27 protein-coding genes and 2 pseudogenes are annotated in these 26,761 nt (G+C 66.4%); 18 read left to right on the forward strand and 11 right to left on the reverse strand.

Annotated elements, in window-relative coordinates; translation table 11 throughout:
- Nucleotides 1-94 precede the first annotated feature (94 nt).
- From AC1RKE_RS09895 to AC1RKE_RS09910, 4 genes and pseudogenes are all read right to left on the reverse strand, one after another.
- A pseudogene (locus tag AC1RKE_RS09895) lies at nucleotides 95-1,237 on the reverse strand (acyltransferase family protein); the annotation flags it as partial.
- Nucleotides 1,238-1,315: 78 nt separating this feature from the next.
- Nucleotides 1,316-1,513 carry a hypothetical protein gene (locus AC1RKE_RS09900; protein ID WP_348684544.1) on the reverse strand — a complete coding sequence of 66 codons (198 nt, stop codon included), beginning with the start codon at nucleotides 1,511-1,513 and terminating at the stop codon, nucleotides 1,316-1,318.
- A 54-nt stretch (nucleotides 1,514-1,567) separates the two neighbouring features.
- Nucleotides 1,568-2,710, reverse strand: a complete 1,143-nt coding sequence (locus tag AC1RKE_RS09905; RefSeq protein WP_492896946.1) for an acyltransferase family protein — start codon at nucleotides 2,708-2,710, stop codon at nucleotides 1,568-1,570.
- A gap of 291 nt (nucleotides 2,711-3,001) precedes the next feature.
- On the reverse strand, nucleotides 3,002-3,277 hold the full coding sequence (locus tag AC1RKE_RS09910) for a metal-sensitive transcriptional regulator (protein WP_348685386.1): 276 nt from the start codon (nucleotides 3,275-3,277) through the stop codon (nucleotides 3,002-3,004).
- A gap of 101 nt (nucleotides 3,278-3,378) precedes the next feature.
- Between AC1RKE_RS09910 and AC1RKE_RS09915 the strand changes: the two genes are divergently transcribed.
- The 6 genes from AC1RKE_RS09915 (at nucleotide 3,379) to AC1RKE_RS09940 (ending at nucleotide 11,565) form a co-directional block, all read left to right on the forward strand.
- A complete protein-coding gene (locus AC1RKE_RS09915; RefSeq protein ID WP_395942338.1) occupies nucleotides 3,379-5,733 on the forward strand; it encodes a heavy metal translocating P-type ATPase in 2,355 nt (784 codons plus the stop codon).
- A 273-nt stretch (nucleotides 5,734-6,006) separates the two neighbouring features.
- The gene (locus AC1RKE_RS09920; RefSeq protein ID WP_395942339.1) at nucleotides 6,007-6,687 is read left to right on the forward strand and encodes a DUF305 domain-containing protein; all 681 of its coding nucleotides are present in this window, start codon (nucleotides 6,007-6,009) and stop codon (nucleotides 6,685-6,687) included.
- A 49-nt stretch (nucleotides 6,688-6,736) separates the two neighbouring features.
- Complete coding sequence (locus AC1RKE_RS09925; RefSeq protein WP_224761373.1) at nucleotides 6,737-7,228, forward strand: DUF305 domain-containing protein; 492 nt, start codon at nucleotides 6,737-6,739, stop codon at nucleotides 7,226-7,228.
- A 137-nt stretch (nucleotides 7,229-7,365) separates the two neighbouring features.
- Nucleotides 7,366-9,168 (forward strand): copper resistance system multicopper oxidase, encoded by a 1,803-nt coding sequence (locus tag AC1RKE_RS09930; protein ID WP_348684802.1) that lies wholly within the window; start codon nucleotides 7,366-7,368, stop codon nucleotides 9,166-9,168.
- A complete protein-coding gene (locus AC1RKE_RS09935; RefSeq protein ID WP_224761375.1) occupies nucleotides 9,165-10,688 on the forward strand; it encodes a copper resistance protein B in 1,524 nt (507 codons plus the stop codon). The genes AC1RKE_RS09930 and AC1RKE_RS09935 overlap by 4 nt, the downstream gene beginning before the upstream one ends.
- 139 nt (nucleotides 10,689-10,827) lie before the next feature.
- A complete protein-coding gene (locus AC1RKE_RS09940) occupies nucleotides 10,828-11,565 on the forward strand; it encodes an HAD family hydrolase (protein ID WP_174086266.1) in 738 nt (245 codons plus the stop codon).
- 160 nt (nucleotides 11,566-11,725) lie between these two features.
- Here the strand turns inward: AC1RKE_RS09940 and AC1RKE_RS09945 are convergent, their stop codons facing one another.
- From AC1RKE_RS09945 to AC1RKE_RS09965, 5 genes are all read right to left on the reverse strand, one after another.
- A complete protein-coding gene (locus AC1RKE_RS09945) occupies nucleotides 11,726-12,136 on the reverse strand; it encodes a copper resistance CopC family protein (protein ID WP_054765331.1) in 411 nt (136 codons plus the stop codon).
- A 25-nt stretch (nucleotides 12,137-12,161) separates the two neighbouring features.
- On the reverse strand, nucleotides 12,162-12,497 hold the full coding sequence (locus AC1RKE_RS09950; protein WP_054765332.1) for a hypothetical protein: 336 nt from the start codon (nucleotides 12,495-12,497) through the stop codon (nucleotides 12,162-12,164).
- Nucleotides 12,498-12,605: 108 nt separating this feature from the next.
- Complete coding sequence (locus AC1RKE_RS09955; protein ID WP_054765333.1) at nucleotides 12,606-13,184, reverse strand: RNA polymerase sigma factor; 579 nt, start codon at nucleotides 13,182-13,184, stop codon at nucleotides 12,606-12,608.
- Nucleotides 13,185-13,192: 8 nt separating this feature from the next.
- Complete coding sequence (locus tag AC1RKE_RS09960) at nucleotides 13,193-13,630, reverse strand: Spy/CpxP family protein refolding chaperone (RefSeq protein WP_054765334.1); 438 nt, start codon at nucleotides 13,628-13,630, stop codon at nucleotides 13,193-13,195.
- Complete coding sequence (locus tag AC1RKE_RS09965; protein WP_066551049.1) at nucleotides 13,630-13,911, reverse strand: hypothetical protein; 282 nt, start codon at nucleotides 13,909-13,911, stop codon at nucleotides 13,630-13,632. The genes AC1RKE_RS09960 and AC1RKE_RS09965 overlap by 1 nt, the downstream gene beginning before the upstream one ends.
- Nucleotides 13,912-14,079: 168 nt before the next feature.
- Between AC1RKE_RS09965 and AC1RKE_RS09970 the strand changes: the two genes are divergently transcribed.
- From AC1RKE_RS09970 to AC1RKE_RS09985, 4 genes are all read left to right on the forward strand, one after another.
- Nucleotides 14,080-14,679, forward strand: coding sequence for a DUF2231 domain-containing protein (locus tag AC1RKE_RS09970; protein WP_191555438.1), 600 nt, complete (start codon nucleotides 14,080-14,082; stop codon nucleotides 14,677-14,679).
- Between the two features lie 89 nt (nucleotides 14,680-14,768).
- The gene (locus tag AC1RKE_RS09975) at nucleotides 14,769-15,236 is read left to right on the forward strand and encodes a YybH family protein (protein ID WP_054765336.1); all 468 of its coding nucleotides are present in this window, start codon (nucleotides 14,769-14,771) and stop codon (nucleotides 15,234-15,236) included.
- A gap of 50 nt (nucleotides 15,237-15,286) precedes the next feature.
- Nucleotides 15,287-15,760 (forward strand): DUF411 domain-containing protein, encoded by a 474-nt coding sequence (locus AC1RKE_RS09980; protein ID WP_348683435.1) that lies wholly within the window; start codon nucleotides 15,287-15,289, stop codon nucleotides 15,758-15,760.
- Nucleotides 15,761-15,773: 13 nt separating this feature from the next.
- Nucleotides 15,774-16,502, forward strand: coding sequence for a PepSY domain-containing protein (locus AC1RKE_RS09985; RefSeq protein WP_066551051.1), 729 nt, complete (start codon nucleotides 15,774-15,776; stop codon nucleotides 16,500-16,502).
- A gap of 30 nt (nucleotides 16,503-16,532) precedes the next feature.
- Here the strand turns inward: AC1RKE_RS09985 and AC1RKE_RS09990 are convergent, their stop codons facing one another.
- Nucleotides 16,533-17,543 carry a type II restriction enzyme NmeDI-related protein gene (locus AC1RKE_RS09990; protein WP_348683438.1) on the reverse strand — a complete coding sequence of 337 codons (1,011 nt, stop codon included), beginning with the start codon at nucleotides 17,541-17,543 and terminating at the stop codon, nucleotides 16,533-16,535.
- A gap of 21 nt (nucleotides 17,544-17,564) precedes the next feature.
- Here AC1RKE_RS09990 and AC1RKE_RS09995 point away from each other — a divergent pair, with 21 nt between their 5' ends.
- Nucleotides 17,565-17,843 carry a hypothetical protein gene (locus tag AC1RKE_RS09995; protein WP_254607400.1) on the forward strand — a complete coding sequence of 93 codons (279 nt, stop codon included), beginning with the start codon at nucleotides 17,565-17,567 and terminating at the stop codon, nucleotides 17,841-17,843.
- Nucleotides 17,844-18,273: 430 nt separating this feature from the next.
- On the opposite strand, the gene AC1RKE_RS10000 is transcribed toward AC1RKE_RS09995, so the two are convergent.
- Nucleotides 18,274-18,687 (reverse strand): MerR family transcriptional regulator, encoded by a 414-nt coding sequence (locus tag AC1RKE_RS10000; RefSeq protein WP_174086262.1) that lies wholly within the window; start codon nucleotides 18,685-18,687, stop codon nucleotides 18,274-18,276.
- 68 nt (nucleotides 18,688-18,755) lie between these two features.
- Here AC1RKE_RS10000 and AC1RKE_RS10005 point away from each other — a divergent pair, with 68 nt between their 5' ends.
- The 7 genes and pseudogenes from AC1RKE_RS10005 to AC1RKE_RS10035 all read left to right on the forward strand — a co-directional run bounded on the left by AC1RKE_RS10005 (nucleotide 18,756) and on the right by AC1RKE_RS10035 (nucleotide 26,735).
- Complete coding sequence (locus AC1RKE_RS10005) at nucleotides 18,756-19,520, forward strand: MauE/DoxX family redox-associated membrane protein (RefSeq protein ID WP_174086261.1); 765 nt, start codon at nucleotides 18,756-18,758, stop codon at nucleotides 19,518-19,520.
- Nucleotides 19,521-19,709: 189 nt separating this feature from the next.
- Nucleotides 19,710-19,979: a metal/formaldehyde-sensitive transcriptional repressor gene (locus tag AC1RKE_RS10010; protein WP_174086260.1), complete on the forward strand. Its 270-nt coding sequence runs from the start codon at nucleotides 19,710-19,712 to the stop codon at nucleotides 19,977-19,979.
- Nucleotides 19,980-19,986: 7 nt separating this feature from the next.
- Nucleotides 19,987-21,012, forward strand: a complete 1,026-nt coding sequence (dmeF, locus tag AC1RKE_RS10015; protein ID WP_348683441.1) for a CDF family Co(II)/Ni(II) efflux transporter DmeF — start codon at nucleotides 19,987-19,989, stop codon at nucleotides 21,010-21,012.
- A 544-nt stretch (nucleotides 21,013-21,556) separates the two neighbouring features.
- Nucleotides 21,557-21,676 (forward strand): annotated as a pseudogene (locus AC1RKE_RS10020) (IS5/IS1182 family transposase); the annotation flags it as partial.
- 205 nt (nucleotides 21,677-21,881) lie between these two features.
- A complete protein-coding gene (locus tag AC1RKE_RS10025) occupies nucleotides 21,882-22,427 on the forward strand; it encodes an RNA polymerase sigma factor (protein WP_182713699.1) in 546 nt (181 codons plus the stop codon).
- Nucleotides 22,405-23,349: a FecR family protein gene (locus tag AC1RKE_RS10030; RefSeq protein WP_191555439.1), complete on the forward strand. Its 945-nt coding sequence runs from the start codon at nucleotides 22,405-22,407 to the stop codon at nucleotides 23,347-23,349. Before AC1RKE_RS10025 ends, AC1RKE_RS10030 begins: the two co-directional genes overlap by 23 nt.
- Nucleotides 23,350-23,444: 95 nt before the next feature.
- The gene (locus AC1RKE_RS10035; RefSeq protein WP_395942263.1) at nucleotides 23,445-26,735 is read left to right on the forward strand and encodes a TonB-dependent receptor; all 3,291 of its coding nucleotides are present in this window, start codon (nucleotides 23,445-23,447) and stop codon (nucleotides 26,733-26,735) included.
- The last annotated feature ends 26 nt before the right edge of the window (nucleotides 26,736-26,761 follow it).

Here is a 26,761-nt window from a genome sequence, read left to right on the forward strand (position 1 = left end):
ACTTGGCCGCGGGGGAGGTCGATCGCGACCCCGACTGCGGACGATTGAACCAGGCCTGGGTCGGTCGGTCGAAGGCGTAGCGGAAGACGGCGGCGCCGCCGAAAGCCGCGGCCAGGCCGACCGCCCAGGCGGTCCATTGCACTGACGGACTCCAACTCCGCCAATCGACGGCGTCGAGCACGCCGAACCACACGATCCGGATCACTTCGTTGGTCAGGAAGATCGCGAACGCCATCAAAGCGAGGTGCTCGACCAGCCTGGACGGGCTCCGAACCGGCAAGGCCCCGGTGGCGAAGATGATGACGGTCAGGAGGCCGAGGGTCGCCAGATTATGGGGTCCCAGAGCCTGCAGACCCGCCACAGCGACCACGGCGGAACCGCCCAGACCGGCGGCCAGACGGGGCGGGCAATAGACCTGCCGGGCGAACAGAGCCACGGCGACGCCGAGGGCGAACAGCGGAAAGGCCCGCAGGAAGCCGAGGCGCAACGGCATCTCGTAGATCGGCAACCCGAAGGCGGCGTGGGCGGACAGGTTGGCGGCGAGCAGCCCGCCCACCCCAAGAGCGAGGATCAGCCATGGGGACAGGCCGCGCGCCGCGCGAGCGAGGAAGGGCAGGCTGACGTAACAGCCCAGGAGCGCCGAGAGCGTCCAGGTCGGCGCGTTCCATCCCTCTCCGCCCGGCACCCCATAGGCCTGCACCAGAAAGAACTGGGCGGGAAACCGGGACCAGTCGAACCATTCCGGGTGGCTGGGTGTTTGGCCCAGGATCGCCGCCGTCAGCACCAGCCCCGCCAGGGCGAGGCTGACGGTCATGTGGGCCGGAACCACCCTGAGAAATCGCTGACGGTAGAAGACGGAAAGTGGAATTCGCCGGTTCGCGAGCCGCTCGCCGTAGACGCGGGCGAGAACGTAGCCGGAGTCGATGATGAAGAAGTCGGTCAGCAGATAGCCGCGGTCGAAGACCGGATGGAAGAGCGGCAAGGGGATCGGAGCGGCCTCGCGGAAGTGATAGAGGACGATCATCGCCCCCACGACGAAACGCAGAAGGTCGAGCCAGCCGCCGCGCGCGATCGGCGGCGGGCATCGGGGCTCATGGGATGCTGGATCTTCCGTCATCCGGCCATCATCCCTCACAGGTGCCAAGGAAGGCTTGCCCGACACGGTGAACGAGGCCTTGCACGCCGGTGCAGTCATGGCCGTCCAAGCGAGGCTCCCGCGAGCCCCGTCTGCGTACATTAGGCGTGGAACGGCGGTTAAGGGAGGGCAGGGATCGGGCAAGCCCGCATGTTCTTGCGCCCGTCCTCAGCGGGTCGGTCAGGACCGAGGCGAGCGGCGTCGGGGTTTTCCGAGGTAGGCCCAGGCGCCGACGCCTCCCAGGCCCGCCATTGCGACGCCGCAGAGCGCCGTCACCGCGCCATAGAGCCAGCCGCCAACCGAACTGGCGTGCAGGGGGTAGAAGGCGTTATAGACCCGAACGCCGGTCGGCAGGGCGTCGGCGTTCGAGGTCGCCACCACCCGGCTGTTGGCCGGATCGAAGAAACGGGTCGGCTCAGCGGTCGCCGGGGCCTAGGGCTCCGGCTGGGTGAGGGCGGCAGGATCGCGCGCGGCGCGACGCCCGTCGAAACGACGTCGGATCCAGTTTCTGCCGGGCTTCTCGACGAGCAGATGCAGCGCGGCCGCCATCAGGGCCGTGGCGATGAACAATCCGATCAGTTCGACCGGCGTGATGCGGAAGGTGCTGTCGACGCCGCGCAGTTCGGCCACGACGCCCTTCCAGGCCACGATCACCGGCATGTGCACCAGATAGAGGGCGAAGGACGCTTCTCCGGCGAAGACAAGGCCCGGGGCGGCGAGGGGGCCCTCGCAATCCGCCCGCGCGAGCAGGGACCAAGTCAGAATCACGGGGGCGGCGAGGGCGACGATGATGCGATCGTCCAGTGATAGCTGCATCGCGCCCAGCAGCAGGCCGGTCGTGGACAGGGCGGCCGCGGCGGCCACGGGCGGGCTCCAGCGCCAGCGATGGCCCAGCCCGTAAAGCGCCATGCCGACCAGGAATTCCGGGGCGATCCGGAGAATGCCGAGCGAGTCCTCGGCTCGCGGAAGAACCTTGCCGAACGCCTGGACGTAGAAGGCGTCGAGGACGACGAACGCCGCGGCCCCGATCCCCAGCAGCACCCAGGGCCGCGTCCGCAGACGCAGGGCCAGCCAGGCGTAGGCGGGGAACAATAGGTAGGCGAACCACTCGGCAGACAACGACCAGCTCGGGCCGCTCCAGTTCACCTCTCCGTTGGTAGGAAACCACGATTGGATGAGAAACAGCGTCTGGAAGAAGCCCAGCACCCCATAGCCCTCGGCGTTGAACCGAACGCCTGCGGCGGTCGCGCCCAGGACCATTATCAAGGCGCCCGTCAGAACCGCGATGTGCAGGGGATAAAGCCGCGCCAGCCTGGCGACGATGAAACGCCGGTAATTGAAACCGCCGCTCGCGAAGGCTGGACCGTAGACGTGCGCCAGAATGAAGCCCGACAGCATGAAGAAGGCGTCCACCGCCAGCCGGCTTCGCTCGATGATCGGGCTGAAGCCCAGGGCCGGATCCCATTGGAGCTGATAGTGGAACAGCACCACCCCCAAGGCGAGGAACGCGCGCAGACTGGTCAGGGCCCTGAGATCGGCGGGATAGCCGTCTCGGGTCGGCGGTACGGATGTCATTCGCGATGGCCCCCCAAGGGCGGCGGATCAGCACCGCCGCCATATTGAGATACGCATCGGGCGGGAACATCCCTCATGCGCGACGCCAGACGGTGCCGGCCGGTCATACGGGACGTCCAAGTCTGGCTCGCGGCTCGGCATGCCCTCAGCCGGTTTGCCAGCCTGGACCGCTGCGGCTCTGGGTGAGGGCCGGCCCCCGAGACGTGAAGCGTCCATGTCCCTCAGCCGAACGAGAGGATGTCCAGGCCGACCGCCGGGCCTGGCGACCGGACGCCGAGAGTCGGTCCCCGGCTAGCGGGAAGCGCGGCCCAGAAGTTCGATCAGTTCGGTCGCCTTGGCCTTGCGGTCGGCGAGATCGTCACCCGCGATCGCGCCCATGACGCAGTGATCCATGTGGTCCTTCAAGACCTCGCTCTCGACGCGCGACAGCGCCGCCCGAACGGCCTGGAGCTGGGTCAGGACGTCGATGCAGTAGCGGTCCTCCTCGACCATTCTGGAAAGGCCACGCACCTGCCCCTCTATGCGGCTCAGGCGGTTCAACACCTTCGGCTTGATATCGGTCTGCATCCTGTTCCTCGTTCCGACCGTTCGATCCTACCTCACCGTCACACCTTGCGCGATACCCCCCGTGGGGTATATTTGGCAGTGAGGTCGTCCGAGGAGCCGTCATGGCTACGTCATCCCATTCCCATCCCGCCGGTCACGGCTGCTGTTCGAACAAGACGCCTCGGGACGCCGCGCAGGCGATCGATCCGGTTTGCGGCATGACCGTCGATCCGGCGACCACGGCGCATCGGGCCACCCACGAGGGGGAGGAGTATGTCTTCTGTTCGGCGGGCTGCCGGACCAAATTCGTGGACGATCCGGATCGCTATCTCGGCGAGCGGCCCGAACCGGCTCCCGTCACGCCCGGTGCGATCTACACCTGTCCGATGCATCCCGAGGTGCGCCAGGAGGGACCTGGCTCCTGTCCGATCTGCGGCATGGCGCTGGAGCCGGAGACCGTCACCGCCGAGGCTCCGGTCAATCACGAACTGATCGACTTCACCCGTCGCCTGTGGATCGGCGCGGTTCTGACGCTGCCGGTCTTCGCGCTTGAAATGGGCGGCCATCTGACCGGGCTGGCGATGCGGATACCCGGACAGACCTCCAACTGGATCCAGTTCGCCCTGGCGACGCCGGTCGTGCTGTGGTCCGGCTGGCCGTTCTTCCAGAGGGGCTGGGCATCCATCCGCAATCGCAGCCTCAACATGTTCACCCTGATCGCCATCGGCGTTGGTGCGGCCTGGATCTACAGCGTGGTCGCGGTTCTGGCGCCGCATCTGTTCCCGGCGGCGGTCCGGCGGATGGACGGCAGCGCGCCGGTCTATTTCGAGGCGGCGGCCATCATCACCGTCCTGGTGATGGTCGGCCAGATCCTGGAGCTTCGGGCGCGCGAACAGACGTCGGGGGCCATCAGGGCCCTGCTGGACCTCGCCCCGAAGACCGCGCGGCGCGTCCGCGACGACGGCGGCGACGAGGACGTCACCCTCGATCAGGTCGCTGTGGGAGACCGGCTGCGCGTCCGTCCCGGCGAGAAGGTGGCGGTCGACGGAGAGATCCTGGACGGCCGGGTCACCCTCGACGAGTCCCTCGTCACGGGTGAATCCATGCCGGTGACCAAGGACGTCGGCGACAAGGTCGTCGCCGGGTCGCTCAACAAGACCGGCTCGTTCGTCATGCGAGCCGACAAGGTGGGCGCCGACACCCTCCTGGCGCAGATCGTCCAGATGGTGGCGCAGGCCCAACGCAGCCGCGCGCCGATCCAGCGGCTGGCCGACAAGGTGTCGGGCTGGTTCGTTCCGGCCGTGATCGGGATCGCCGTTCTCGCCGCGATCGTCTGGGGCCTGGCCGGCCCCGAACCGCGGCTGTCCTACGCCCTCGTCGCAGCGGTCTCCGTGCTGATCATCGCCTGTCCGTGCGCCCTGGGCTTGGCCACGCCGATCTCCATCATGGTCGGGGTGGGGCGCGGCGCTCACGCCGGGGTGCTCATCAAGAACGCCGAGGCGCTGGAGCGCTTCGAGAAGGTGGACACCCTGGTGCTCGACAAAACCGGCACCCTGACGGAGGGGCGCCCCTCGGTGACGGCCGTCCGGCCAGCCGATGGGTTCGACGAGGCCGAGCTTCTGAGACTTTCCGCCAGTCTTGAGCGGAGCAGCGAGCATCCGCTGGCGGACGCCGTCGTTCGGGCGGCGAGCGACCAAAATCTGGTTCTGTCCGAGGCGTCGGACTTCGACAGCCCCGTCGGGCGCGGCGTCACCGGGGTCGTCGACGGCCGCCGCGTGGCGCTCGGCAACAGCCGTTATCTGGCCGAGATCGGCGTCGACGTCGGGCCTCTGGAAGCCGGGGCCGATACGCTTCGCCAAGACGGCGCGACCGCCATCTTCGTCGCCGTGGACGGGGCTGCGGGCGGCGTGCTGGGCATCGCCGATCCAGTCAAGGCGACGACCGCCGAGGCCATCCGCGATCTGAAGGCGTCGGGGCTGCGTCTGGTGATGATGACCGGCGACAACCGCACAACGGCCGAGGCGGTGGCGCGCCAGCTCGGCATAGACGACGTTCAGGCCGAGGTTCTGCCCCAGGACAAGGCGGCGGTCGTCGAGCGGCTGAGAGCGGAGGGTCGGATCGTCGCCATGGCCGGAGACGGTGTGAACGACGCCCCGGCCCTGGCCGCCGCCGACGTGGGGGTGGCCATGGGCGCCGGCTCGGACGTCGCGATCGAGAGCGCCGGGGTCACCCTTCTCGGCGGCGATCTCCAGGGCCTCGTCCGGGCGCGCAAACTGTCCCGTGCGGTGATGAGCAACATCCGCCAGAACCTGGTCTTCGCCTTCGGTTACAACACCCTCGGCATTCCGATCGCGGCGGGACTGCTCTACCCGGTCTTCGGCCTTCTGTTGTCGCCGGCCCTGGCGGCGTTGGCGATGGCCCTGTCCTCCGTCAGTGTTATCGCCAACGCGCTGCGGCTCCGGGCCGTCCGACTCTGATGGATGTCCCCTGGCCAGAAAGCCGTCGCAGACGAGAGCCGCGGGGGGCGCCAATACGCATTCCGGCGACCGATCCCTCGCCTGATCCAACGGCGTTCGGGAATATTTAATCACGGCGGAACCGTGGCGCCGGGGCTGGATTACGCTGGACGATGTCCGGCGTGGGCAGTCGGGGCAAGGGACCAAACTCGCACCCGCCGCAGCGTTGTCGGACGCATCGTTCGTCTGGCCGTCCGGCGATCCGCCGGCGACCCCCTCAAGCGGAGACGCCCTATGCTCATCCCGACTTTCACCCGCACGTCTCTCCTGGTCGCCGGCTGTTCCGCTCTCGTTCTGGCGGCCTGCAGCCCGTCGGCGGAACCGCCGGCGAACACGGAGGCCGAAGCCTCGGCTCAGACGCAGGAGCCGATGGCCATGGCGCAGACTCCGTTCTCCGCCGCCGAGGCCAAGATGCACGAGGCCATGATGTCCGCCATGGGCGCGGATGCGGGCGAGACATGGGCCCGCAAGATGATCCCTCACCACCAGGGCGCGCTGGACATGTCCGAGATCGTGCTGAGGGACACACAGGACGCGGATATCCGTCGCATGGCCCAGAAGACCATCGAGATGCAGCCCGGCGACATCGCCGAGCTGCGGCGCTGGCTTGAAACGAACGTGGGCGCCGCCGCCGGCGCGGCGGCTCCAGGCGGAAGCGCGGAAAATCCATACGCGACGGCCGAGGCCGAGATGAAGGACGCCATGATGGCCGCGACCGGGGCCGACACGGACCAGACCTGGGCTCGCAAGATGATCGCGCATCACCAGGGCGCCCTCGACATGGCCCAGGTGGTGTTGCGCGAAAGTCAGGACGCCGACATCCGGCGCATGGCGCAGATAACGATCGAGATGCAGACCGCCGACATCGCCGAGTTGCGCGCCTGGCTGGACTCCCATCCGGCCGGCGCTGCCTGATTGGCGATCGGAATGTGATTGAAGAGCGTTGTCGCGAAAGGACCGATCCATGGAAAAGATGAAGACGATGGACTCAAAGATGAAGACGATGGACTCGATGAAGGGGAGCTACCGTTCCTTCGGCGTCGAGCTCATCGTGGATTTCATCATCATGTACCTGGTGATGTACACGATGATCGCGTCCCTCAATCACTTCTATTTCAACCTCAACAACGTCTACATGACGCTGATGATGGTGTCGCCGATGGCCATCCTCATGCTGATCTTTATGCGATCGATGTATCCGTCGAAACGGACCAACCTTCTGATCGGCGGAGCCGCCGCCCTGGTGTTCGCGGTGAGCTTTTACGGCATGCGGACCCAGGCGGCGGTGGGCGACACCGAGTTCTTGAAATCGATGATCCCGCACCATTCCGGCGCCATCCTGATGTGTCAGCAGGCCTCGCTGACGGATCCGGAAGTGCTGGGTCTGTGCGAGGAGATCGTCAGCTCCCAGGAGAGGGAGATCGCCCAGATGAAAGCCATCCTGGCGAGGCGCTGATCCAGCGCTAGGCGACGGGAGTTTCCGGCCCGGTCGGCTCTGCGGCAGCGTGTCGCGAGGGCCGACCGGGTCGCCTGCGTAAAACCATATAGATCGTCGCCTCGCCGAGGCACGGTTCTGACTTTGAGGAGTATCTTATGAAGCTGGATCGTCGACTGCTGCTGCGCGGCGCCGTCGCGGGCGGCGGTCTCGCCGCCTTGCAGGGCCTGATGCCCGCCTGGGCGCAGACGGGCTCGCCGGGGCTGCGGTCGGACCTGCCTACCCTGACTGGGCCGAATATCGATCTGACCATCGGTCAGACGCCCTTCACCGTGAACGGGCGCACCGCGACGGCCACGACCATCAACGGCGTGCTGCCGGCGCCGGTGTTGCGGCTGCGCGAAGGCCAGAACGTCCGTCTGGCGGTGACGAACACCCTGGACGAAGACACCTCGATCCACTGGCATGGGATTCTTCTACCCTTCCAGATGGACGGGGTGCCCGGGATCAGCTTCCCAGGCATCAAGCCGCGCGAGACCTTCGTCTACGAGTTTCCGATCAGGCAGTCCGGCACCTTCTGGTATCACAGCCACTCCGGCCTGCAGGAGGCGCTCGGCCACTACGGGCCGATCGTCATCGATCCGGCCGGCGCCGATCCGGTCGCCTACGACCGCGAGCATGTGCTGGTCCTGTCGGACTGGAGTTTCATGCATCCGCACGAAATCCTCGACAAGCTGAAGAAGAGCCCCGGCTACTTCAACCGGCAGCGCACGACCCTGGCGGGCCTCTTCTCCGGCGAGGACCGCATGAGCCTGGAGGAACGGCGCATGTGGGGCCAGATGCGGATGGACCCGCGCGACATCCTCGACGTGAATGGGACGACCTACACCTATCTGATCAATGGACACGGCCCGCAGGAGAACTGGACCGGCCTGTTCCGACCCGGCGAACGGGTGCGGCTGCGCATCATCAACGCCTCGGCCATGTCGATCTTCAACGTCCGCATCCCCGGCCTGTCGATGACCGTGGTCCAGGCCGACGGCGAGAACGTGCGCCCGGTCGAGACCGATGAGTTCCAGATTTCGGTGGCGGAGACCTACGACGTCATCGTCCGGCCGACGGAAGATCGTGCCTACACAATCGTGTCCGAGGCGATCGACCGCTCAGGCATGGGCCGGGCGACCCTGGCGCCGCGTCTGGGCATGACGGCCGAGGTCCCGCCGCTTCGGGAGGTTCCTAATCTGACCATGCGCGACATGGGCATGGGCGGAATGGATCACGGTTCGATGGACGGCATGTCCGGAATGGATCATGGCGCGATGACCGGCATGGATCATGGAGCCTCGACGCAAGGCGGGGCTCCGATGGGAGACATGGGCGGCATGTCCATGAGCGGAATGAACATGCGCGACCCTGAAAACGCTCCGCCAGACATGGCGGTTGGCGTCGGCGTAGACGCCATCGCCATGGATCCGGCCAATCGCCTGGGTGAACGGCCGATGGGGCTGGAAGACGTCCCGCACCGGGTGCTGGTCTATACCGACTTGGTGTCGCTAGTCCCCAACAGGGACCAGCGCCCCCCGTCGCGCACGATGGAAATCCACCTGACCGGTAATATGGAGCGGTTCATGTGGGGCTTCGACGGCCGCAAGTTCAGTGAGTTGGTCGAGCCCATCCGTTTCGAGCGCAATGAGCGAGTGCGGGTGACCCTCGTCAACGACACCATGATGGCTCACCCAATCCACCTGCATGGCCACTTCTTTGAGTTGGTCACGGGCGGACCGGCCGGGCATCAGCCGCTCAAGCATACCGTCAACGTCGCCCCCGGCGGCAAGGTGACCTTCGATCTAACCGCCGACGCACCGGGCGACTGGGCCTTCCACTGCCACATGCTGATGCACATGCACGCGGGCATGTTCAACGTCGTCACCGTCCGCCCGATGTCAGGAGCCTCGTCATGATCCGTCGGTCCGTGGGTCTCGTCCCTCTGCTCCTCGCGGCCTCGGCCGGCCCGGTGTTCGCCCAGAGCCACGCCGGGCACGGCGCGGCGGCTAACGCCGTCCAGACCGCCGTCCAGCTGCCCGCCGGTTGCGTCCGGCGCGGCGCGCCGACGGCGGATCCGTCCCGCGTCGGAACGCCCGGGGCGCCGGTCTGCCCGACCGGCGCCGTGCCCGAGCGCGCGCCGGCGTCGGCGGATCCCCACGCCGGGCACGACATGTCGACGATGGGCCAGACCGCGCCCGCGCCGGCCATGCCGGCGGGACATGACATGTCGACCATGCAGAGCGGCCAACAGCCGGCCGCCGCCGGTCAGCCGGATCCCCACGCCGGGCACGACATGTCGACGATGCGGCAGACCGCGCCCGCGCCGGCCACGCCGGCGGGCCACGACATGTCGACCATGCAGAGCGGCCAGCGGCCGGCCGCCGCCGGTCAGCCGGATCCCCACGCCGGACATGACATGTCGACGATGGGCCAGACCGCGCCGGCGCCGGCCATGCCGGCGGGACATGACATGTCGACCATGCAGAGCGGCCAACAGCCGGCCACCGCCGCTCAGCCGGATCCCCACGCCGGGCACGACATGTCGACGATGCGGCAGACCGCGCCCGCGTCGGCCATGCCGGCGGGACATGACATGTCGACCATGGGGCAGATGCCCCCGGGTCATGACATGTCGGCCATGGCGATGCCGCCCGACGTGCCGACCAGCGCGGACAACCCGGGACGCCCTCCGGAAATGCCCCTTCCGCCCGGGGCGACCAGCGGCCCCGCTCACGCCGCCGATACCCTGTTCGATCCCGCGGAGATGGCGGCGGCCCGCGAACAGCTTCGCGTCGAGAATGGCGACGTGCGGACCACCGCAGTGATCATTGACCAGCTCGAAGCGAGTTTCGGAGACGGCGAAGAAGGCTACGCGCTGGACGCGCAGGGCTGGACCGGCGGCGACATCAACCGCTTCTGGTGGAAGTCGGAAGTCGAGGGCGACTTCGACGGCGAGGTCGAGGAAGCCGAGATCCAGGCCCTTTACAGCCGGGCGTTCCGGCCCTTCTTCGACTTCCAGACGGGTCTGCGACAGACCTACCGTCCGGAGGGCGATCGAACCGATCTGGTCGTGGGCGTTCAGGGCCTCGCGCCCTACTGGTTCGAGGTCGATGCGGCGGCCTTCCTCTCCAACAAGGGTGAACTCACGGCGAGGGCGGAGGCCGAATACGATCAGCGGATCACCAACCGCTGGATCGTGCAGCCTCGCGCTGAAGTCGTGCTGTCGGCCGAGGACATCCCCGAGCTCCGGATTGGATCCGGCCTGACGTCGCTCCAGATCGGGGCTCGGCTGCGGTACGAATTCCACAAGGAGTTCGCCCCCTATGTCGGCCTGGAATGGACCAAGAGCTTCGGGAATACGGCGGACTTCCTCGAAGCCGATGGGCGAAGCTCGGAAGACACGCGCCTCGTCGTCGGCATCCGGACGTGGTTCTAGCGAAGGTCGGCGGCGGCGGGCCTCGTCTGATCCTTGGCCCCGATAGGCGGTCGCGGATCGTCGCCGAGGCGCGGCGTCCCCGGTCTCGGCGGCTGGAAAGGACGGGGAGGTCTCGGTGAGGCCGCGGCCCCTCTCGGCCGTGGTCATCGACCTCGACGACACCCTACTCTCGGCCTACCGCCGGCCGGATCTGGCCTGGCGGAGCGTCTGCTTGACGATGCAAGCCGAGTTGGGCGGCCTCGCCCCGGATGTCGCGGCGCAGGCGCTGACGCGGGCCGGGCAGGCGTTCTGGCGCGACCCGCGGTGTCATGAGTTGGGTCGCGCCGACCCACAACACGCGCGGCGCCTCATCGCGACAGTGGCCTTCGAGACCCTGCTTCGGGAAGGCCATCCCGCACCGGCTTCCGAAACGGTCTCGAGCCTCGCCGACGCCTTCAGCCGGCGGCGGGACGAAGAGATGCGGCTCGAGGCGGGGGCTGAGGCCCTGCTGCTCGACTTGCGCGACGCGGGCTATCGCCTCGCGCTTCTCACCAACGGCGCCGGACCGTTGCAGCGCGCCAAGATCGAACGGTTCGGTCTCGAACCGTATTTCGATCACATTCAGATCGAGGGCGAAGTCGGCGTGGGAAAGCCCTTTCCCGACGCGTTCAGGCGTGCGTTCGCCGCCCTGGCCGTCGAGGCCCCCGAGGTCTGCGTGATCGGCGACAGCCTCGAATGGGACATCCGTCCGGCCAAGGCTCTGGGCTGTCGGACCGTGCTGTATGATCCGGAACGGGCCCTTGAGGCCGAACCCCGTCACGGGGACGCCGACGTGGTGGTCGGGACCTTGACGGGCCTGGCGCGTTGTCTGCCTGCGCTTCACACTCAGCGTGAATGAAGGGTTCGGCGTGCGGGATACCGCCGCGTCGCTTTTAAGCCGCCCGCGATCGAGGTGCGCCAGATCGACGATCCGATCGCGCAAGAAAAGCGCCGCGCGGCGAGCCGCGCGGCGTTCCCCACCTCGGTTTCGGCCCCTCAGGAGGCGGGAGGCCGCCTCCTCAGTGAACCATGAAACGGACAACGCCGTTCATCTGATGGCCGTCGGCGCCCTTCGCGGTCCAGGCGGCGGCGTAGGAGCCGGGCGCGAGGGCCGGAAGCGGCGCGCTGACCGTGACCGCGGGGGCGGTCTCCGCTGACACGGCCACATCGACCGCCTGGTTCGACGGTCCGCCGGTCAGACGAAGGGACGTCAGGACCATGGCGTGCGGGAAAGTCGCCGAGAAGGTGGTCGGGGCGGAGGACAGCATGGCGTTGTCCGCCGGAGTGGTCGCCACGCCATTGGCCGGCGCCTGCATGGCGGCGTGGTCCTGCGCCGACATGCCGGCATGCGACTGGCTCTGGGCCTGGGCGGCCGACAGAGGAGCCAGGGCCGCGAGGGCGGCGAGAGGGGCGAGTATTGAACGGTTCATCGAAAACTCCTGGACTTCAAGCGAACTACTGTTTGGGCGGCATGGTCATGCCGTCCATCTTCGACATGTCATGGCCGGCCATCGGATCGGCAGGCGGCGGTGTCGGCTCTGGCGCGGGCGCGGGCCGGGGGGCCGGGCGGGGCGCCGATGCCTTGGGAGGCGCGGCCGGGGTTGATGCGGCAGGGGCGGGCGTGGCGGCCTGCGGCGGCGTCGACTCGGGGGTTGCGGCCGGCACGGCTTCCATCGGAGCCATCGCTGAAGCGTCCGGCGTCGGCTCGGCGTCCACCGGTTGAGGCTCGGCGGCGGGCTGGCAGGCGCCCAGGGTGACCGCCGCGGCCGCGGCGAGGATCGGCAATCTCATGTGGCAAGCTCCTGATAAGAGGGCGACGGTCAGGTATTTCCATCGACGCCTTCATACTGGTTTACGCGGGCGAGCGCCGCAGCCCTCGCCGTCCGGCCTTCATCCGCGTCATTTCGGAGCCGGCGGGACGTCGCCCGCGCCGCCCAGGACATCGAACAGCTTGCGACGGGCGCGCGCCACGCGCGTCTCCACCGTCTTGACGGTCACGCCGAGAATTTCGGCCGCTTCCGCCTGGCTGCGCCCCTCGATCGCGGTGAGCAGCAGCGGGGCCTTGAGATGCGGCGGCAAAAGGCTGATCGCCTCGTTCAGACGGGCGAGTCGGTCGCCGGCCTCCATCCGTTCATCCGCCGGCTCGTCGCCGTTCGCCACGGCCAAGGCTTCCGGCGATGCCAGATCGACGTCGCCCCGGATCAGGCGTCGGACGAACCGGCGGCGGCTCCAGTCCCGGCATTTGTTGAGCGCTATGGTCCGGATCCAGGCTTCGAAGGGCCGGGTCGGGTCATAGCGGCGGATGTTGATCCACGCCGCCGCATAGGTCTCCTGCAACAGATCCCACGCATCCTGTTCGTCGCCGACATAGCGCCGGACGAAGCGGAACAGGGCCGTCTTGGTCTGCTGCATCAGCGCGCCGAAGGCCGCCCGATCGCCGCCGGCGGCGCGCGCTGACAGGTTCGCTGGACTCTCCACCCGGAACGCTAGCCTTCGTCGGGCGCGAGAGCCGCCACGATGCGGTCGTCGAAGACCTCGGCCTGGGCAGGGGTCAGCACCGACCGCATCTCGAAGACGTGGGCTATCGTCTCCTTCTGAAGGGCGCCCATGGCGACGTGGAAATGGTCGACCGCGGCCTGAACCGGGGGACCGTCGCCGTCGCTCTGTTCGATCGCGCGCGCCAGCTCGAGGTTGGCCGCGCGGACATCGGCTTCGAGCGCGGGCCGACGCGCTGCGAACCGGGCCTCGACCGCCTCGATGCGCGTCAACTGGTCAGGCGACAGCTTGAGATCGTGGTGCACGATGTCGTGCAGGGACGGCGGCTCGCGCCGGCTCAGCACCCAGCTGGCGCTGATCCAGGTGCCCGCGCCGCTGGCGACGGCCGCCAGCACGGCCGTCAGGACGATCGCGCGCCAGCCGCGCATCACCGCCCGGTTTCCAGTCTCACCAGAGGCGACAGGCCCGCATCGACCGTGAAGATGGCCATCTCTCCCGGCGGGCTCGGCGCGGCGGCCGCGCCGACGCCGCCCGCCGTCAGACCGGTGGCGAGGGCCACGGCGACCGCGCCGAGACGGACCTGCGTGGCCAGTCTTTCGCCGCGAAGCGTCTCGACCCGGCTCCAGACCAGCGGTTCGAGCCCGTCGAGCGACCGGCCGATGGGCGTCATCGCGGACTCGGCCAGAATGTCATCCAGTTTAAGCGACATCGAACACTCTCCTTGCGCCCCTACATCCTACTACGGCCAAGACCGTGACATCCCTCGGGCGAGGGGGCGGACCTCGCGCTGCGTAGATAGCAGAAGGGACAGGAGTGGAGAGGGTTTATGACATCACGCGGATTTTTCCCGGCATTGGGACTCGCGCTCGCCTTGTCGGTGAGCGCGCCCGCGATCGCGCACGAGGATCATGACGCCCCGGCGGTTCGCGGCCAGAGCGCCGCATCGACCGCCGAGGGGCCGCAATCGGACATGACGGCCATGCCCGGCATGGCGGCCGACATGGACCACGGGGCCATGATGGCGGACGAGGGTCCGAAACCCATGCCGCAGCGCCTGTACCGCTGGCTCGGCGCCATGCACCCGGCCGCGGTGCATTTTCCGATCGCCCTGTTCCTCGTCGCCGCCCTCCTCGAGATCGCCGCCCTGACCCTCCGGCGTCCGGTCCTGACCCAGGGCACGCGCGTCATCATCGCCTTGGCGGCCATCTCCGCGGTCGGCGCAGTGGCATTGGGCTGGTTCGCCATGGGGATGCCGGGACGGGACGACGCGACCCACGCCTCTCACAGATGGCTCGGCACTTCGATCGCCGCGCTGGGCCTCCTCAGCTGGTGGGCGAAGGAGCACTGGGTCCGCCGGCCGGGGCCCGGGCGCGAGAGAGTCTACATCGGCCTGTTGACGCTCACCGCCGTCGCCGTCGTGATCAACGGCCTCTTGGGCGGCATGCTGACCCACGGCGTGAGACATCTGATGTTCTGAAGGCCGCGCCGTCGTTCAACCTTCTCGTTTTTTCACCCACGCCCGTCCGACACACCTTTCGCGGCCGGCAAACAGGAGCCTCGCCCACGATGTTTCGTTCAACCTTCGCCGGACTGGCGGTCGCCGCTCTCCTCGCCACCGCCTCGCAGGCCCAGACCGCGGACGAACAACAGGTCCGCGCCGTGGTCACCGCCTACAAGACCGCCATCGAGCGGATGGATGTGTCGCAGACGCCGGCCCTGTTCTGGTCCGACTCCGAAATCTTCGAGAACGGCGGCGTGGAGGGATCGTTCGCCTACTATCTGGAGCACCATCTGGGTCCTGAGTTCGCCGATCTCGCTGGGTTCGACTTCCGCGACCACGACATGAAGATCGAGGTCGATGGCGATACGGCCTTCGTAAGCGAGACCTACACCTACCACATCACCTTCAAGGACGGCGCGCGAGCTCCCATAGAACGCCGCGGCGCCGCGACCAGCGTCCTGCGCAAGCGAGGTGACGAGTGGAGGTTCGACATCTATCATTCCTCGGCGCGGCCTTTCCGTCCGGCGGCCTGAGCGCGACCGCGACGGTCAGCGCCGTTTGCACATCGTTTTCTTGAGGTCTCATGGGGTCCCAGTCCATTCCACTCGCACGCCGCAGTCTCATCGCCATGGGAACGGGCGCCCTGGCGGTCGCGGCCTGCGCCCCGGTCGGTCGCGCGTCGAACGAGCTCGCCGTCTACAAGACGCCGACCTGCGCCTGTTGCACGGCCTGGGTGGATCACATGCGCGCCGCGGGCTTCGAGGCGCGGATCAGCGAGCTTCCCAGTCTCCGCTCGATCCGCAGCACCCAAGGCGTGCCCGAAGCCCTCGCGTCCTGTCACACCGCCCTGATCGGGGGCTATGTTCTGGAGGGCCATGTGCCGGCCGAGGACGTGAGACGGCTTCTGGCCGAGCGTCCCAAGGCCGTGGGCCTGGCGGTTCCGGCGATGCCCCTGGGGTCGCCGGGCATGGAGACGCCGGACGGCCAGCGCGAGCCCTATGAGACCCTGCTGATCCTCGAGGGCGGCGGCACACGCGTCTTCGCGCGTCACGGCTAGTCGGGTTCGTTCCATGAAGGTTCTCAGGCTGTCGACCCAGCTTCACAAATGGGTCGCCCTCGTGGTGGGGCTGCAGGTTCTGTTCTGGGTCGGCGGCGGTCTGGTCATGACCGTCATTCCGATCGAGACGGTGCGTAGCGAACATCGCGCGGCCGAACTCAAGCCGGCTCTGCTTGAGGTTGGAGCTCTTCCGACCCTCGCCGTCGTGGCCCGTCGCGCGGGCGTGGCCCCTGTCGAGGCGGAGCTGCGCACGACGCCGCGCGGACCCGCCTGGACTTTGAAACCGGCGGACGGAGAGCCCGTCGTCGTGTCCGCCGTCACGGGCCTTCCGTTCGGGCCGATGTCCGCTGGCGAGGCCTCGGCGTTCGCCCGGACGGGCTACAAGGGCGAGGCGAAGGTGTCCGACGCCGTGCTGCTGGCCACGGCGCCTCAGGAAACCGGCCGGACAGGACCGCTCTGGAGGGTCGATTTCGCCGACCGCGAACGGACGACCTTCTATCTGTCGCCGGCCACCGGAGAGGTCGTGACGCGCCGCTCGGGCGTCTGGCGGTTCTATGACTTCTTCTGGCGGCTCCACATCATGGACTGGAAGACCGGCGAGAACTTCAACCATCCGCTGATCATCATCACGACCTTCCTCACCCTGAGCATCGTGATCACCGGGATCATCCTGCTATGGATCCGCCTAGCGCGTGATCTGAAGGCTTTCCGGGCGTCTCGGCGGACGGGCGGTTCGAGTTGATGCGGGTTGCGGCCGGGCGCGGGCGGGTGGTCAGGTCAGGCGGTGAGAGATTTCGGTCAGGCCTCGCAGGTCGGAGCCGAAGCGCGCGATCGATCCCCGGTGCCGGTCCAACTCCCCATAGGGCAGATATCGGACGTCCAGGTCCGAGATCCGGCTGAAAGCCGGCCGCTGGAGCTGGGCCCGGACATCGCCTTCCCGGCTGTCCGGCGCCACCAGAAAGAGACCGGCGGACGTGTGGAGTTCACGCGAGAGCGCCAGATCCAGCATGCGCACCACGCCGGAATAGATGGTGGTGGAGTGCTCGACTTCGAAGGCCGCCGCCACGCGATCCGCCGCGGCGTCGAGCCAGAGGACGTCGATCAGACGGATCGACTCGGCGCCCGCGCCGTTCGCCAGCGCCGTCGGAAGTTGATCAAGACAGCCCTCGCCCAGACGCGCGCCGTCATGGAGCCGGCTCCGGTCGTTGGCGGCGATCCAGACCCGATAGCCGAGCGCGCGTCCCAGATCACGAAGCCAAGCCTGGATCTCCGTGTGCGTGCGATCCGTCTCGCGCTGCTGCGCCGTCGCCTTCTCGAACTTCACCGCTTCCGCGCGGGCCTGGGCGAGCCGTTCCTCCCACTCCTGGCGCGAAAGCGCGTCACCGTCGGGGGGCGGCGCCGGATACCGCCCGGAGCCGACATCGAACAGGAATCCCGCGAGGGCGCCCAGATCGTTCGACAGAAGGTCACGATATCGGGCGTTCAGCGCCAGGAGGCCTTCCCGCATGGCCAGATAATGTTCCCAGCTGCCGAGCTTCACCTTCGAGCCGGTGATCGCGTTGTAACCGTTGACGATGGCGGTGTTGAACGGGGGCGCATGCGTGGGGTGCAGGAAATAGATCAGGTTGGCGACGGCCGGCCCGAGGCCCTTGATCTTGAGTTGATCGATCGTGCGGATGCCGGAGAGAATCTCGTCGGCTGTGGAACAGCCGCTGCAATGATGCAGCAGGCGGCCGAAGGCGCGCTGGTTCGCCGGGTTCTCGTAGATGTCGGGGATCCTCAACTTGGGCTTCCACAGAAAGGCGTGGTCGGCGCCCTTGAAGATCTGTCGCTGCTCGGCGACGGAATGGACGATGGTCTCCAGGGACGAGCCGCGATAGGCGACACCGAAGCGGCCCGTCTCGATCTCCTCGACCACCTGGCCGATGCCCCGGCGGATCGACCGGAAATTCTTCAGCCGTTCATCCCACAGGAACCAGGTTTGGTAGGTCGCCGAGGGGTCTTCACGCCATTGCGCGATGAGGTCTCGATGTCTGTCCGGCACGCCATCCCTCAGTTCCTGGATCTTTCCATCCCAGCGTAAGCGGATATGCGCTGAAGCGCCACCGGCGCGACTCTTCTGCGGTCAGTTGTGCTCCTGAGGAGCAGCTATGCCGGCCATTCTTGACGATCGCGACCGAACTGATCGGCGCGCCGTCCGGTGCGGTCGCGTCTCGACTTGAAAGCCTGGAGGCGCCCATCTCGGGCACCATGTGCTTTAAGTCCGCGTCCTTCTGTCCGCCTCACCGTGGCCGGCCTCATCGGCTTCTAGGCGCACCCAACACTAGTATACGCTGGCCCAAGCTCACTACGATCTAGATAACGAGGAATCTTGATGTGTCCGGAGGACAGCGGGAGTGAGGCGGAGCCATGTACATCCGGACGTGATCGTCGAGCGGCGTCGTCGGCGGCCGAACGAGCCGGGTAGGGCCGTGGGGACGAAGTTTGAGTTCTAAAAACGTCGGACTTCCAGTTCAGGCTTGCTCGCCCTGAAGCGTGGAAATGATCGGACACGGTCCGCTGTCGCTCGCCGCGCAGGCGCTCGCCAGTCGGCGCAACGCCGCTCTTGCCGCCTCGAGATCGGCGATGGTTCGATCCAAGGCCTCCAGCCTCTCGGCCGCCAGCATACGGGCGCGTGTGCGATCCTCACCGGCGTCGAGCGACAACAGCTCTTTGATCTGGTCGAGGGTGAAGCCGGCCGTCTGTGCGGAGCGGATGAACCTCAGCCGGCGTACATCCTCTTCGCCGTAGCGGCGAACGCCTGACCCCGCGCCGTCGCGCGACCAGCGGTCGGGCGTCGGAAGCAGACCGCGACGTTGGTAGAAGCGAACCGTCTCTACCCCGACGCCGCCGTCTCGCGCCAGTCCGGCGATCGTTCGAACACTCATGCTTGACTCCGTATCATGGTACGGAACTTAAGACGTGCGGCTCGGATTTGAAGATCAAGGAGACTGGCATGGCCAAGACCGCTGTCATCTATCGTATGGTCATGCCTGACCACACCTGTCCCTGGGGGCTGAAGGCCCGCCATCTGCTCAGGAGCCGGGGCTACAAGGTCGAAGACCATTGGCTGACCACGCGCGAGCAGACCGACGCCTTCAAGGCGGAACATGGGGTGAAGACCACGCCCCAGGTCTTCATCGACGGGCAGCGCATCGGCGGCCACGACGATCTGCGCCGCTTTCTGGGACTGAAGGTGCGCGACCCCGAGGCGACGACCTACACGCCGGTTCTGGTCGTTTTCCTGACCACCGCCGTCATGGCCGCGATGCTGAGCCTGACGGTCTATGGCACGCCCCTGACCGTCCGCTCGGGCGAGTGGTTCATCGCGCTGTCCATGATGGCGCTGGCGATGCTGAAGCTTCAGAACATCGAGAGCTTCTCGTCCATGTTCCTGAACTACGATCTTCTGGCCAAGCGGTGGGTGCCTTACGGCAAGGTCTATCCATTCGCCGAGTTCGGAGCGGGCGCCTTGATGGTCGCTGGCGTCCTGACCTGGCTGTCCGCGCCGGTCGCCCTGTTCATCGGAGGCATCGGCGCGGCCTCGGTGATCAAGGCCGTCTATATCGACAAGCGCGAGTTGAAATGCGCTTGCGTCGGGGGTGACAGCAATGTGCCGCTCGGCTTCCTGTCCCTGACCGAGAACCTGATGATGATCGCTATGGCGGTTTGGATGCTCGTCATGGGGTACGGCCGAGCCGCGTCGGCAATGGGGATGTAAGCGCTCGCCGGGGCGCTGGCTGCGCCGCCGGCGGAAAGTCGAATCATCTAGCCCGCCGGGTCCCGGCAAACCGGGGCCCGGTCAGCGCGATCCTGTCGGGGCTCGACGACAGCCCGGCGCAGGTAGGGTGGCGCGAGATCGAAGCGGCGACTTGGCAAGGCGTGCTAGGATAGGGTAGGGGGCTATCCTATGCACATAGCGAACTCCGAGGCTTTGACCAAAAGGGTCAAGCGGATCTCCGGTCAGGTCGGCGCGATCGAGCGGGCCTTGAGCGAAGGCGACGACTGCGCCTCGCTGCTCCACCTGATCGCGGCGACGCGCGGAGCCATCAACGGCCTCCTCGACGAGGTCATCGAGGAACACCTGCGGGAACACGTCGCCAGGCCGGGCCTGTCCGACGCCGAGCGCAAGCAGGCGGCGGACGATGTGATCGAAGCCATCCGCCGCTATTCCAAGTAGGACGACCATGACGACCCCAAGCGACCTCGACGCCTTCGCCCACGACCATGTCTTCTTGGGCGCCGGGCACGACGACAACGCCCGCCGGACGATGTGGGTCGTCGTCCTCACCGCCGTGACGATGCTGGGTGAAATCGCCGCCGGCTATTGGACCGGTTCGATGGCGCTTCTGGCCGACGGCTTCCACATGGCCACCCATGCCGGCGCGCTCGGCGTCGCGGCTGCGGCCTATGCCTACGCCAAGCGTCACGCCAGCAACCGTCGTTTCACTTTCGGGACCGGCAAGGTCGGAGACCTGGCCGGCTTCGCGTCCGCCCTGGTGCTGGGCCTGGTCGCGCTCGGCATCGGCGTCGAGTCCATCCGCCGGCTGTTCGAACCGTCCTCGGTCGCCTTCACCGAGGCGACGATCATCGCCGTGGTCGGCCTGGCCGTAAATGTGGTCAGCGCCCTTCTGCTGTCAGGTGGACATGGACATGGACATGGACATGGACACGGGCACGGGCACGGGCACGGGCACGGTCATGGGCACGGTCATGGGCACGGGCATCATCATGCCCATGACCACCACGATCACGATCATGAGCACGCGCACCATGACCACGAGACCGCTCTCGGGGCGATTCGCAGTCAGGACAACAATCTGCGCTCAGCCTATGTCCACGTCCTGGCCGACGCCCTGACGTCCGTGCTCGCCATTGCTGCTCTGCTGGCCGGTCGCTTCCTAGGCTGGACCTGGCTTGATCCGATGATGGGCATCGTCGGGGCGATCGTGATCGGACGCTGGTCCTGGGAGCTTATGCGAGACACCGGAGCCATCCTGCTCGACACGACCGACGATCACGTCGCGGAGGAGGTTCGGGAGCTGGTGGAAGGCCCCGGCGACGCCCGTATCGTCGATCTGCACGTTTGGCGGATCGGGCCGGAAGCGCACGCGGCCATCGTCTCGACTGTGGGGAGCGTTCCCGCGGCAACCATCCGAGCGCGCTTGAAGCCCGTCCACGAAATCCAGCACCTCACCGTCGAGACACGGTAGGTGGTCAATCGAAGCCCGTTTGAGGCGAACAGCCAAAACTCTAGCGTCCTGCTGGGTTAGAGGGGCCAGACTTCGCTAGGGTGGTCCGCCATGCTACTGAGGGCTGGCAGATGCACGCGATAGATTCGATTGCTGATCGAGATTTTCGATTGTCAATACATCTCGAAAGATGGCGCGATCACGCGTTTTTTACATTGGGTTATTTGTCTAATGTTTTCATCGGCCTTGCGATTAGTCGGGTTGCCAGTCGGTGCCGTGTGTGGCGTGATCCGAATTGCTTATTCCAAACAGATGCTTAGACAAGCGCGAGCAATCGAGTGGGAGTGAGAGGCGGCGGGCATGCGGGTGCGACCTCTGGCGAAGGTGGGGGTTGCTGACAGGGCGACATTGGCGCTCCGGCTCGGCCAATGCGATCCTGTAGGACTACGGCGCTAGATTTGCAGGACGTATGCTCAGCCTATGCTCTTGAGTTGCGCCAGTTGTTGGCGCTCGATCCGCACTTGCCCACCCGTGCCCCGGTCGAAATCGCTGCGATCGGGACATCCGCCTCAAGCACTTCCGCCGCGTCGCAACCCGCTTCGACAAGCTGGCAAGAGACATCCTCGCCGCCGTCCTGCTGACCTCGACCCGCCTCTGGCTCAGGGCTTATGAGTCCAGAACCTAGGCGAACGGAGCGTCGACGGTCGTTTTTATCGACCGTCGACGCCGGCTTTGTAACAACTGCGCGACAGCGCCCGAAAAAAGGAGGGCATCCTCCCGGTGCGGGTGATTTCAGAGATCGCGGGCTTGCTGCCTTGTGAAGGCGCGTGCCAGTCTCTGTGGCCATGGGGGTTTCAGAAGACACAGCGCGTTGGCTTGCGCGAAGCGTGATGCCGCATGAGCCTGCGCTGCGCGCATGGTTGCGCCGGGCGGCATCGCCAGCCGACGTTGATGATATCGTGCAGGAAACCTACGCGAAACTGATCGGTGTCGCGGATGTCGGATCCATCCTTAACGTGCGCGCTTATCTTTTTCGCACGGCCCGGTCTGCTGCAGTCGATCGCTTAAGACGGAAGAGCGTGGTGCCGCTCGACGCCGTCGCAGATATTGACAGACTTCAGGTGGCGGCAGATGCGGTGACGCCAGAAGACGAAGTCGCGGGCCGAAACGAACTTCGGCTTCTCGCGAAAATGATTGACCGCCTTCCCGATAAGACACGCCGCATCTTCATTCTCAGTCGGGTCCAAGGACGCTCTCAAAAAGAGATTGCGCGGGAGACGGGATTCCCGGAAAGCACCGTCGAAAAGCACATAGCCAAGGCCTTTGTCCTCTTGATGGCCGCATACGCCGATGGAGGATATGATGCTCCAGATGCGTCTAGGTTGCGAAACGTGCGGATCGGACGAAGGGCGGATGGCAGAGACGGAAACGGCTGAAGAGATCGATCGCCGCGCCGCCCTGTGGGCCGCGCGGCTTGATCGTGGGCCGTTTTCACCGGCGCATCAGCGAGAATTCGACGCCTGGGCGGGAGAGGACCCACGTCGCCTGGGCGCGTTCGCCCGCGCCCGCGCCATAGCGGTTCATACCAGACAAGCGGCGGCCTTGGCAGGCGGACCCGTCGCCGAACAACCGATGGTCGCGCGACGCTCTCTGCTGGCGGCGGGCGTCGCTGTGGCGATGTTGAGCGGAACGGGTCTGGCCGCCGCCTACTGGCGGCGGTCTCAACGTCTCGACACGCAGCGCGGCGAGATTCGCTCGGTAACGCTGGATGACGGCAGCGTCGTCACGCTCAACACCCTGTCGCAGGTCAGCGTCCGCTATACGCGATCTGTGCGGGAAGTCGTCCTCATGTACGGCGAAGCCCTGTTCGAGGTGGCCGTCGATCCCGTGCGGCCGTTCGTCATGCGGGCTGCGGGCGCGGTGCTGACCACCTATGACGGCGCATTCCTGCTGAAGCGGCTGAATCAGGCGCCGCTCGAGATCGTCGCCTTGGCGGGATCGGTCCATATGCGGGTCGGGCGGGACAGGGCGCACATCCTGACCGCCAACCAGCTGATCAGCCTGGCCGGCGGCGAAGCGACCAGCCCTCGTTTCGTCGATGCGCCCCAAACCGGGCGGCTTCTCGCCTGGCGTGACGGAAAGATCGAGTTCCACAACGACAGCCTCGAACAGGCGGCCGCCGAGTTCGCGCGTTTCAGCGACGTTCCGATCCTGCTGGCGGATCGGAACGTGGCCGAAATGAAGATCACCGGCCTGTTCGAAGCGAACGATCCTGCGGCCTTCGCCCGGGCGGCGGCGCGCAGTCTGAACCTCCGCGCGGAAATCAGCTCGACCCGGATTCAGCTTCTTCACGGTTAAATATTTTCCGGACGCTGGAGGATTTCTGTTCCATGAACCGTCTTGTCTATGTCCGGTGCGCCGGGGGAACATAGACAGACGGATCGGGGGATCTCATGGTGTCGTGGAAGAGTTGGCTGGCGGCGGGCGTCGCCGGCGGGGTGCTTGTCGTGGCCGCCCATGGGGCCGCTGCTCAGGTGAGGCAGTTCAATGTGGCGGCCCAGCCGCTCGCTCAAGCCATTCCTGACTTGGCGCGTCAGGCGGGCGTGACGATTTCAGCGCCCACCGGCCACCTCACGGGCCGCGTCGGACCCGCCGTCTCGGGGCAGATGGACGTCGAAGACGCGCTCAGCCGCCTGCTTGACGGCACCGACCTCTACGTCGCCTCGCATGAGGGATCGACCATCATCCTGCAAAAGCGAACGCCCGGCGACGGACGCGCAGCCGAGGTCGAAGAGGTCGTGGTCGTCGGTAGCCGGATCAGGGGGACACGCATAAACGAAGCCCTGCCGGTCACCGTCGTCGACCAGTCTGATCTGGATGCGATCGGCGCCGCAGACGGCGACGATCTTTACCGCTCCATCGCACAGATGGGCGACGTCGGTTTCAATGAGGCGGACAGCGACAACGGCGGGATCAACAATGCGCGGGGCGATGTGGCTTCGATCGATCTGCGTTCGATCGGCACGGGCAATACGCTGGTACTGCTGAACGGCCGGCGATTGGTGCCTCACCCCGGTACGCAGATTGAAGGCTATGTGCCAGTTCAGACGGTCAACACCAACGCCATCCCGACATTCGGCCTGCGTCGGGTCGAGGTTCTCGCGGACGGCGCTGCGGCGCTTTACGGCACCGACGCGGTGGCCGGCGTCGTCAACAACGTCCTGCGCGACAACTTCGAAGGCTTCACGGTCCAGGCCGCCATGGGGCACGACGAAGGGGGAATGGAGGAATATTCCTTCGATTTTCACGCTGGCAGGGACTTCAACAACGGCAAGACCAACGTCTCAATCATGGGCGGCTACCTGACCCGGGATCCGCTCTACATCTGGGAACGCGACTATGCGACGGTCGCGGGACGGGTGGCCGCCTTCAACGGCCGCGCCTCTGGCCTCGACTATGGGACCTACAGCACGATCACGGCCTGGGCTGAGGGCATCAAGCTGGATCCGACGACCTACAAGAACGCGGGAACCACCACGCGCGTCAACGGAACGACCCTGACATCTACCGCCGGCACCTTCCACGTTCAGCCCAGCACCAACGCCGGCTGCATCACCGGCGCCTATACGACGGGGACCTGTTTCGACAACTCAACCCTGTCGACGACGAGCGAGGACAACAATCTCCGATATGATCTGGACTCTATGCGGACCATCAGTTCGGCGGTGGACCGCGCCAATCTGTTCACCTTCATCAACCACGAGTTCGATAATGGCGTCGAGTTCTTCGGAGAGCTGAGCTACTACTGGGGCGAGACTTGGTCGCAGCGCCAGCAGGACACGCCGCTGGACACGCAGCGCGTCCTCATGTCGCCGACCGCCTACTGGAATCCTTTCGGCGCCACGGGCGTGACGGCCCGGCTGAGCGGATTGTCCGGGGTGCCGACGACCGGTTCAGCGATCCAGATTCAGGACTACCGTTTCGCCGATCTCGGCTATCGGGAGGTCGAGGTCGAGAACGTCACCACCCGATATTTGGGCGGTCTGCGCGGCGAACGCTTCGGCTTCGATTGGGAAAGCGCCTTGCTCTACAGCAAGGCCGAAACGACCGACGAAATGGACGGGGTCAGCATGACCTTGCTCCAGCACGCGATCAATAGGACGACGCCTGACGCCTATAATCCCTTTGTGGGCGGCGACCTGACCAGTCCCCAGAACGGTGCGACGGGTTTGAATAACCAGGAGACGATCGACAGTTTCATGGTCAAGGTCTACCGCTATGCCGAGACCGAGCTCATGCAGTGGGACTTCAAGGTCTCCAAGGGCGACTTCTATCCGGTCCCGGCTGGACATGTGGGCCTGGCGGCGGGGGTCGAGGCGCGTCGCGAAACCTTCGCTGAAGATCGCGACCCGCGTCTGGACGGAACCATCACCTTTACGGACCTGGCAGGCGTCGTATCCCAGAGCGACGTGATGGGCGTGTCCTACACCCCGGACAGCTCGGGCGCCCGCAACGTCTACTCGGCCTTCCTCGAACTGGCCGTACCGGTCGTCTCGCCCGAGATGAACATCCCGCTGGTGCAGTCGATCGACCTCCAGATTGCGGGTCGCGTGGAGAACTACACCCTGTTCGGGACGGTCGGGGCCCCGAAGATCGCGCTGGCCTATCGCCCGACGCCTTGGCTGATGTTCCGCAGCGCCTGGTCGGAAGGCTTCCGGGCGCCGAACCTGCTGCAACTCCACCAGCCGGATTTCGAACGCTCCAACAGCCGGCGCGATTACGCCGCCTGTGCGGTGCAACTCGCTATCGGCGCAATCCCGACGCTGACGACCAGCAACGACTACTGCACCAGCGAAGATCGGATCGAAAAACGGTCGGGGAACACGGACCTCAAGGCGGAGACCTCCGAGAACCTCAGCCTGGGCCTGGTGTTCGAACCCGAACTCTGGTCCGACCGGTTCGGCGACCTGACGCTGACCGTCGATTACTGGAAGATCCGGCAGGAGGATCTGGTCGGAATTTTCGGCGGTACGAACCAACTGATCAGGGACTACTACCTGCGTCAGATGGGTAGTTCGAACCCCAATGTGGTTCGCGATACGCCCAACGCCCAGCAGATCGCCGATGCGGCCGCAGCGGGCCTCGCGCCCGTCGGCGACCTCTTGTACATCACCGACGAGTACATGAACCTGCAGCCGCGCGAGTCTGAAGGCCTCGATTTCCGCCTCTTCTACACGCTGCGCGACACCCCGGTCGGCGACTGGCGGCTCAGCCTCAACGCCAGCCAGAAGCTGAAACTGTATCAGGAGGCCAGCGAACAGCATCAGATCCTGCTGGACGCCCTGGCCGACGGCACGATCGCGGGCGTGACGGTCGGCGGCGTGGAAGACCTGATCGGACAGAACGGCCGGCCGGAATGGAAGTTCACCGCGTCCCTGACGTGGGACCTGGGACAGTGGACCTCAGGCTGGTACACCAGCTACGTCTCCGACTTCGTCGACACCAGCGCCACCTATGTGGATACCGACGACTATTGGGTGGTGGACGAGTGGCTGACCCACAACCTCTATGTCCAATACGAATTCGACAAGGGCGGCCCGCTGGACGGCGCCCGGGTCCGGATCGGCGCGCGCAATCTGTTCGACGAGGACCCGCCGCTGGCCGACGACCGGTTCGGCTACAACGGCAGCGTCCATTCCAACCGCGGCCGCTGGTGGTACGCCAGCATCCGCAAGTCCTTCTAATGGCGACGCCCGGGCGAGGCTGAGGC

It is taken from the genome of Brevundimonas sp. GW822-FHT03E11 (genome assembly GCF_058801445.1).

Coding starts and splice junctions, on each gene's coding strand:
- dmeF (WP_348683441.1), top strand. CDS start 19,987: ATGACGACCCCAAGCGACCTCGACGCCTTCGCCCACGACCATGTCTTC.
- AC1RKE_RS09930 (WP_348684802.1), top strand. CDS start 7,366: ATGAAGCTGGATCGTCGACTGCTGCTGCGCGGCGCCGTCGCGGGCGGC.
- AC1RKE_RS09905 (WP_492896946.1), bottom strand. CDS start 2,710: ATGACATCCGTACCGCCGACCCGAGACGGCTATCCCGCCGATCTCAGG.
- AC1RKE_RS09920 (WP_395942339.1), top strand. CDS start 6,007: ATGCTCATCCCGACTTTCACCCGCACGTCTCTCCTGGTCGCCGGCTGT.
- AC1RKE_RS10025 (WP_182713699.1), top strand. CDS start 21,882: ATGCCGCATGAGCCTGCGCTGCGCGCATGGTTGCGCCGGGCGGCATCG.
- AC1RKE_RS09980 (WP_348683435.1), top strand. CDS start 15,287: ATGGGGTCCCAGTCCATTCCACTCGCACGCCGCAGTCTCATCGCCATG.
- AC1RKE_RS10010 (WP_174086260.1), top strand. CDS start 19,710: ATGCACATAGCGAACTCCGAGGCTTTGACCAAAAGGGTCAAGCGGATC.
- AC1RKE_RS09945 (WP_054765331.1), bottom strand. CDS start 12,136: ATGAACCGTTCAATACTCGCCCCTCTCGCCGCCCTCGCGGCCCTGGCT.
- AC1RKE_RS10000 (WP_174086262.1), bottom strand. CDS start 18,687: ATGAGTGTTCGAACGATCGCCGGACTGGCGCGAGACGGCGGCGTCGGG.
- AC1RKE_RS09915 (WP_395942338.1), top strand. CDS start 3,379: ATGGCTACGTCATCCCATTCCCATCCCGCCGGTCACGGCTGCTGTTCG.
- AC1RKE_RS09935 (WP_224761375.1), top strand. CDS start 9,165: ATGATCCGTCGGTCCGTGGGTCTCGTCCCTCTGCTCCTCGCGGCCTCG.
- AC1RKE_RS09925 (WP_224761373.1), top strand. CDS start 6,737: ATGGAAAAGATGAAGACGATGGACTCAAAGATGAAGACGATGGACTCG.
- AC1RKE_RS10030 (WP_191555439.1), top strand. CDS start 22,405: ATGGCAGAGACGGAAACGGCTGAAGAGATCGATCGCCGCGCCGCCCTG.
- AC1RKE_RS09965 (WP_066551049.1), bottom strand. CDS start 13,911: ATGTCGCTTAAACTGGATGACATTCTGGCCGAGTCCGCGATGACGCCC.
- AC1RKE_RS10005 (WP_174086261.1), top strand. CDS start 18,756: ATGGCCAAGACCGCTGTCATCTATCGTATGGTCATGCCTGACCACACC.
- AC1RKE_RS09910 (WP_348685386.1), bottom strand. CDS start 3,277: ATGCAGACCGATATCAAGCCGAAGGTGTTGAACCGCCTGAGCCGCATA.
- AC1RKE_RS09975 (WP_054765336.1), top strand. CDS start 14,769: ATGTTTCGTTCAACCTTCGCCGGACTGGCGGTCGCCGCTCTCCTCGCC.
- AC1RKE_RS10035 (WP_395942263.1), top strand. CDS start 23,445: ATGGTGTCGTGGAAGAGTTGGCTGGCGGCGGGCGTCGCCGGCGGGGTG.
- AC1RKE_RS09950 (WP_054765332.1), bottom strand. CDS start 12,497: ATGAGATTGCCGATCCTCGCCGCGGCCGCGGCGGTCACCCTGGGCGCC.
- AC1RKE_RS09960 (WP_054765334.1), bottom strand. CDS start 13,630: ATGCGCGGCTGGCGCGCGATCGTCCTGACGGCCGTGCTGGCGGCCGTC.
- AC1RKE_RS09985 (WP_066551051.1), top strand. CDS start 15,774: ATGAAGGTTCTCAGGCTGTCGACCCAGCTTCACAAATGGGTCGCCCTC.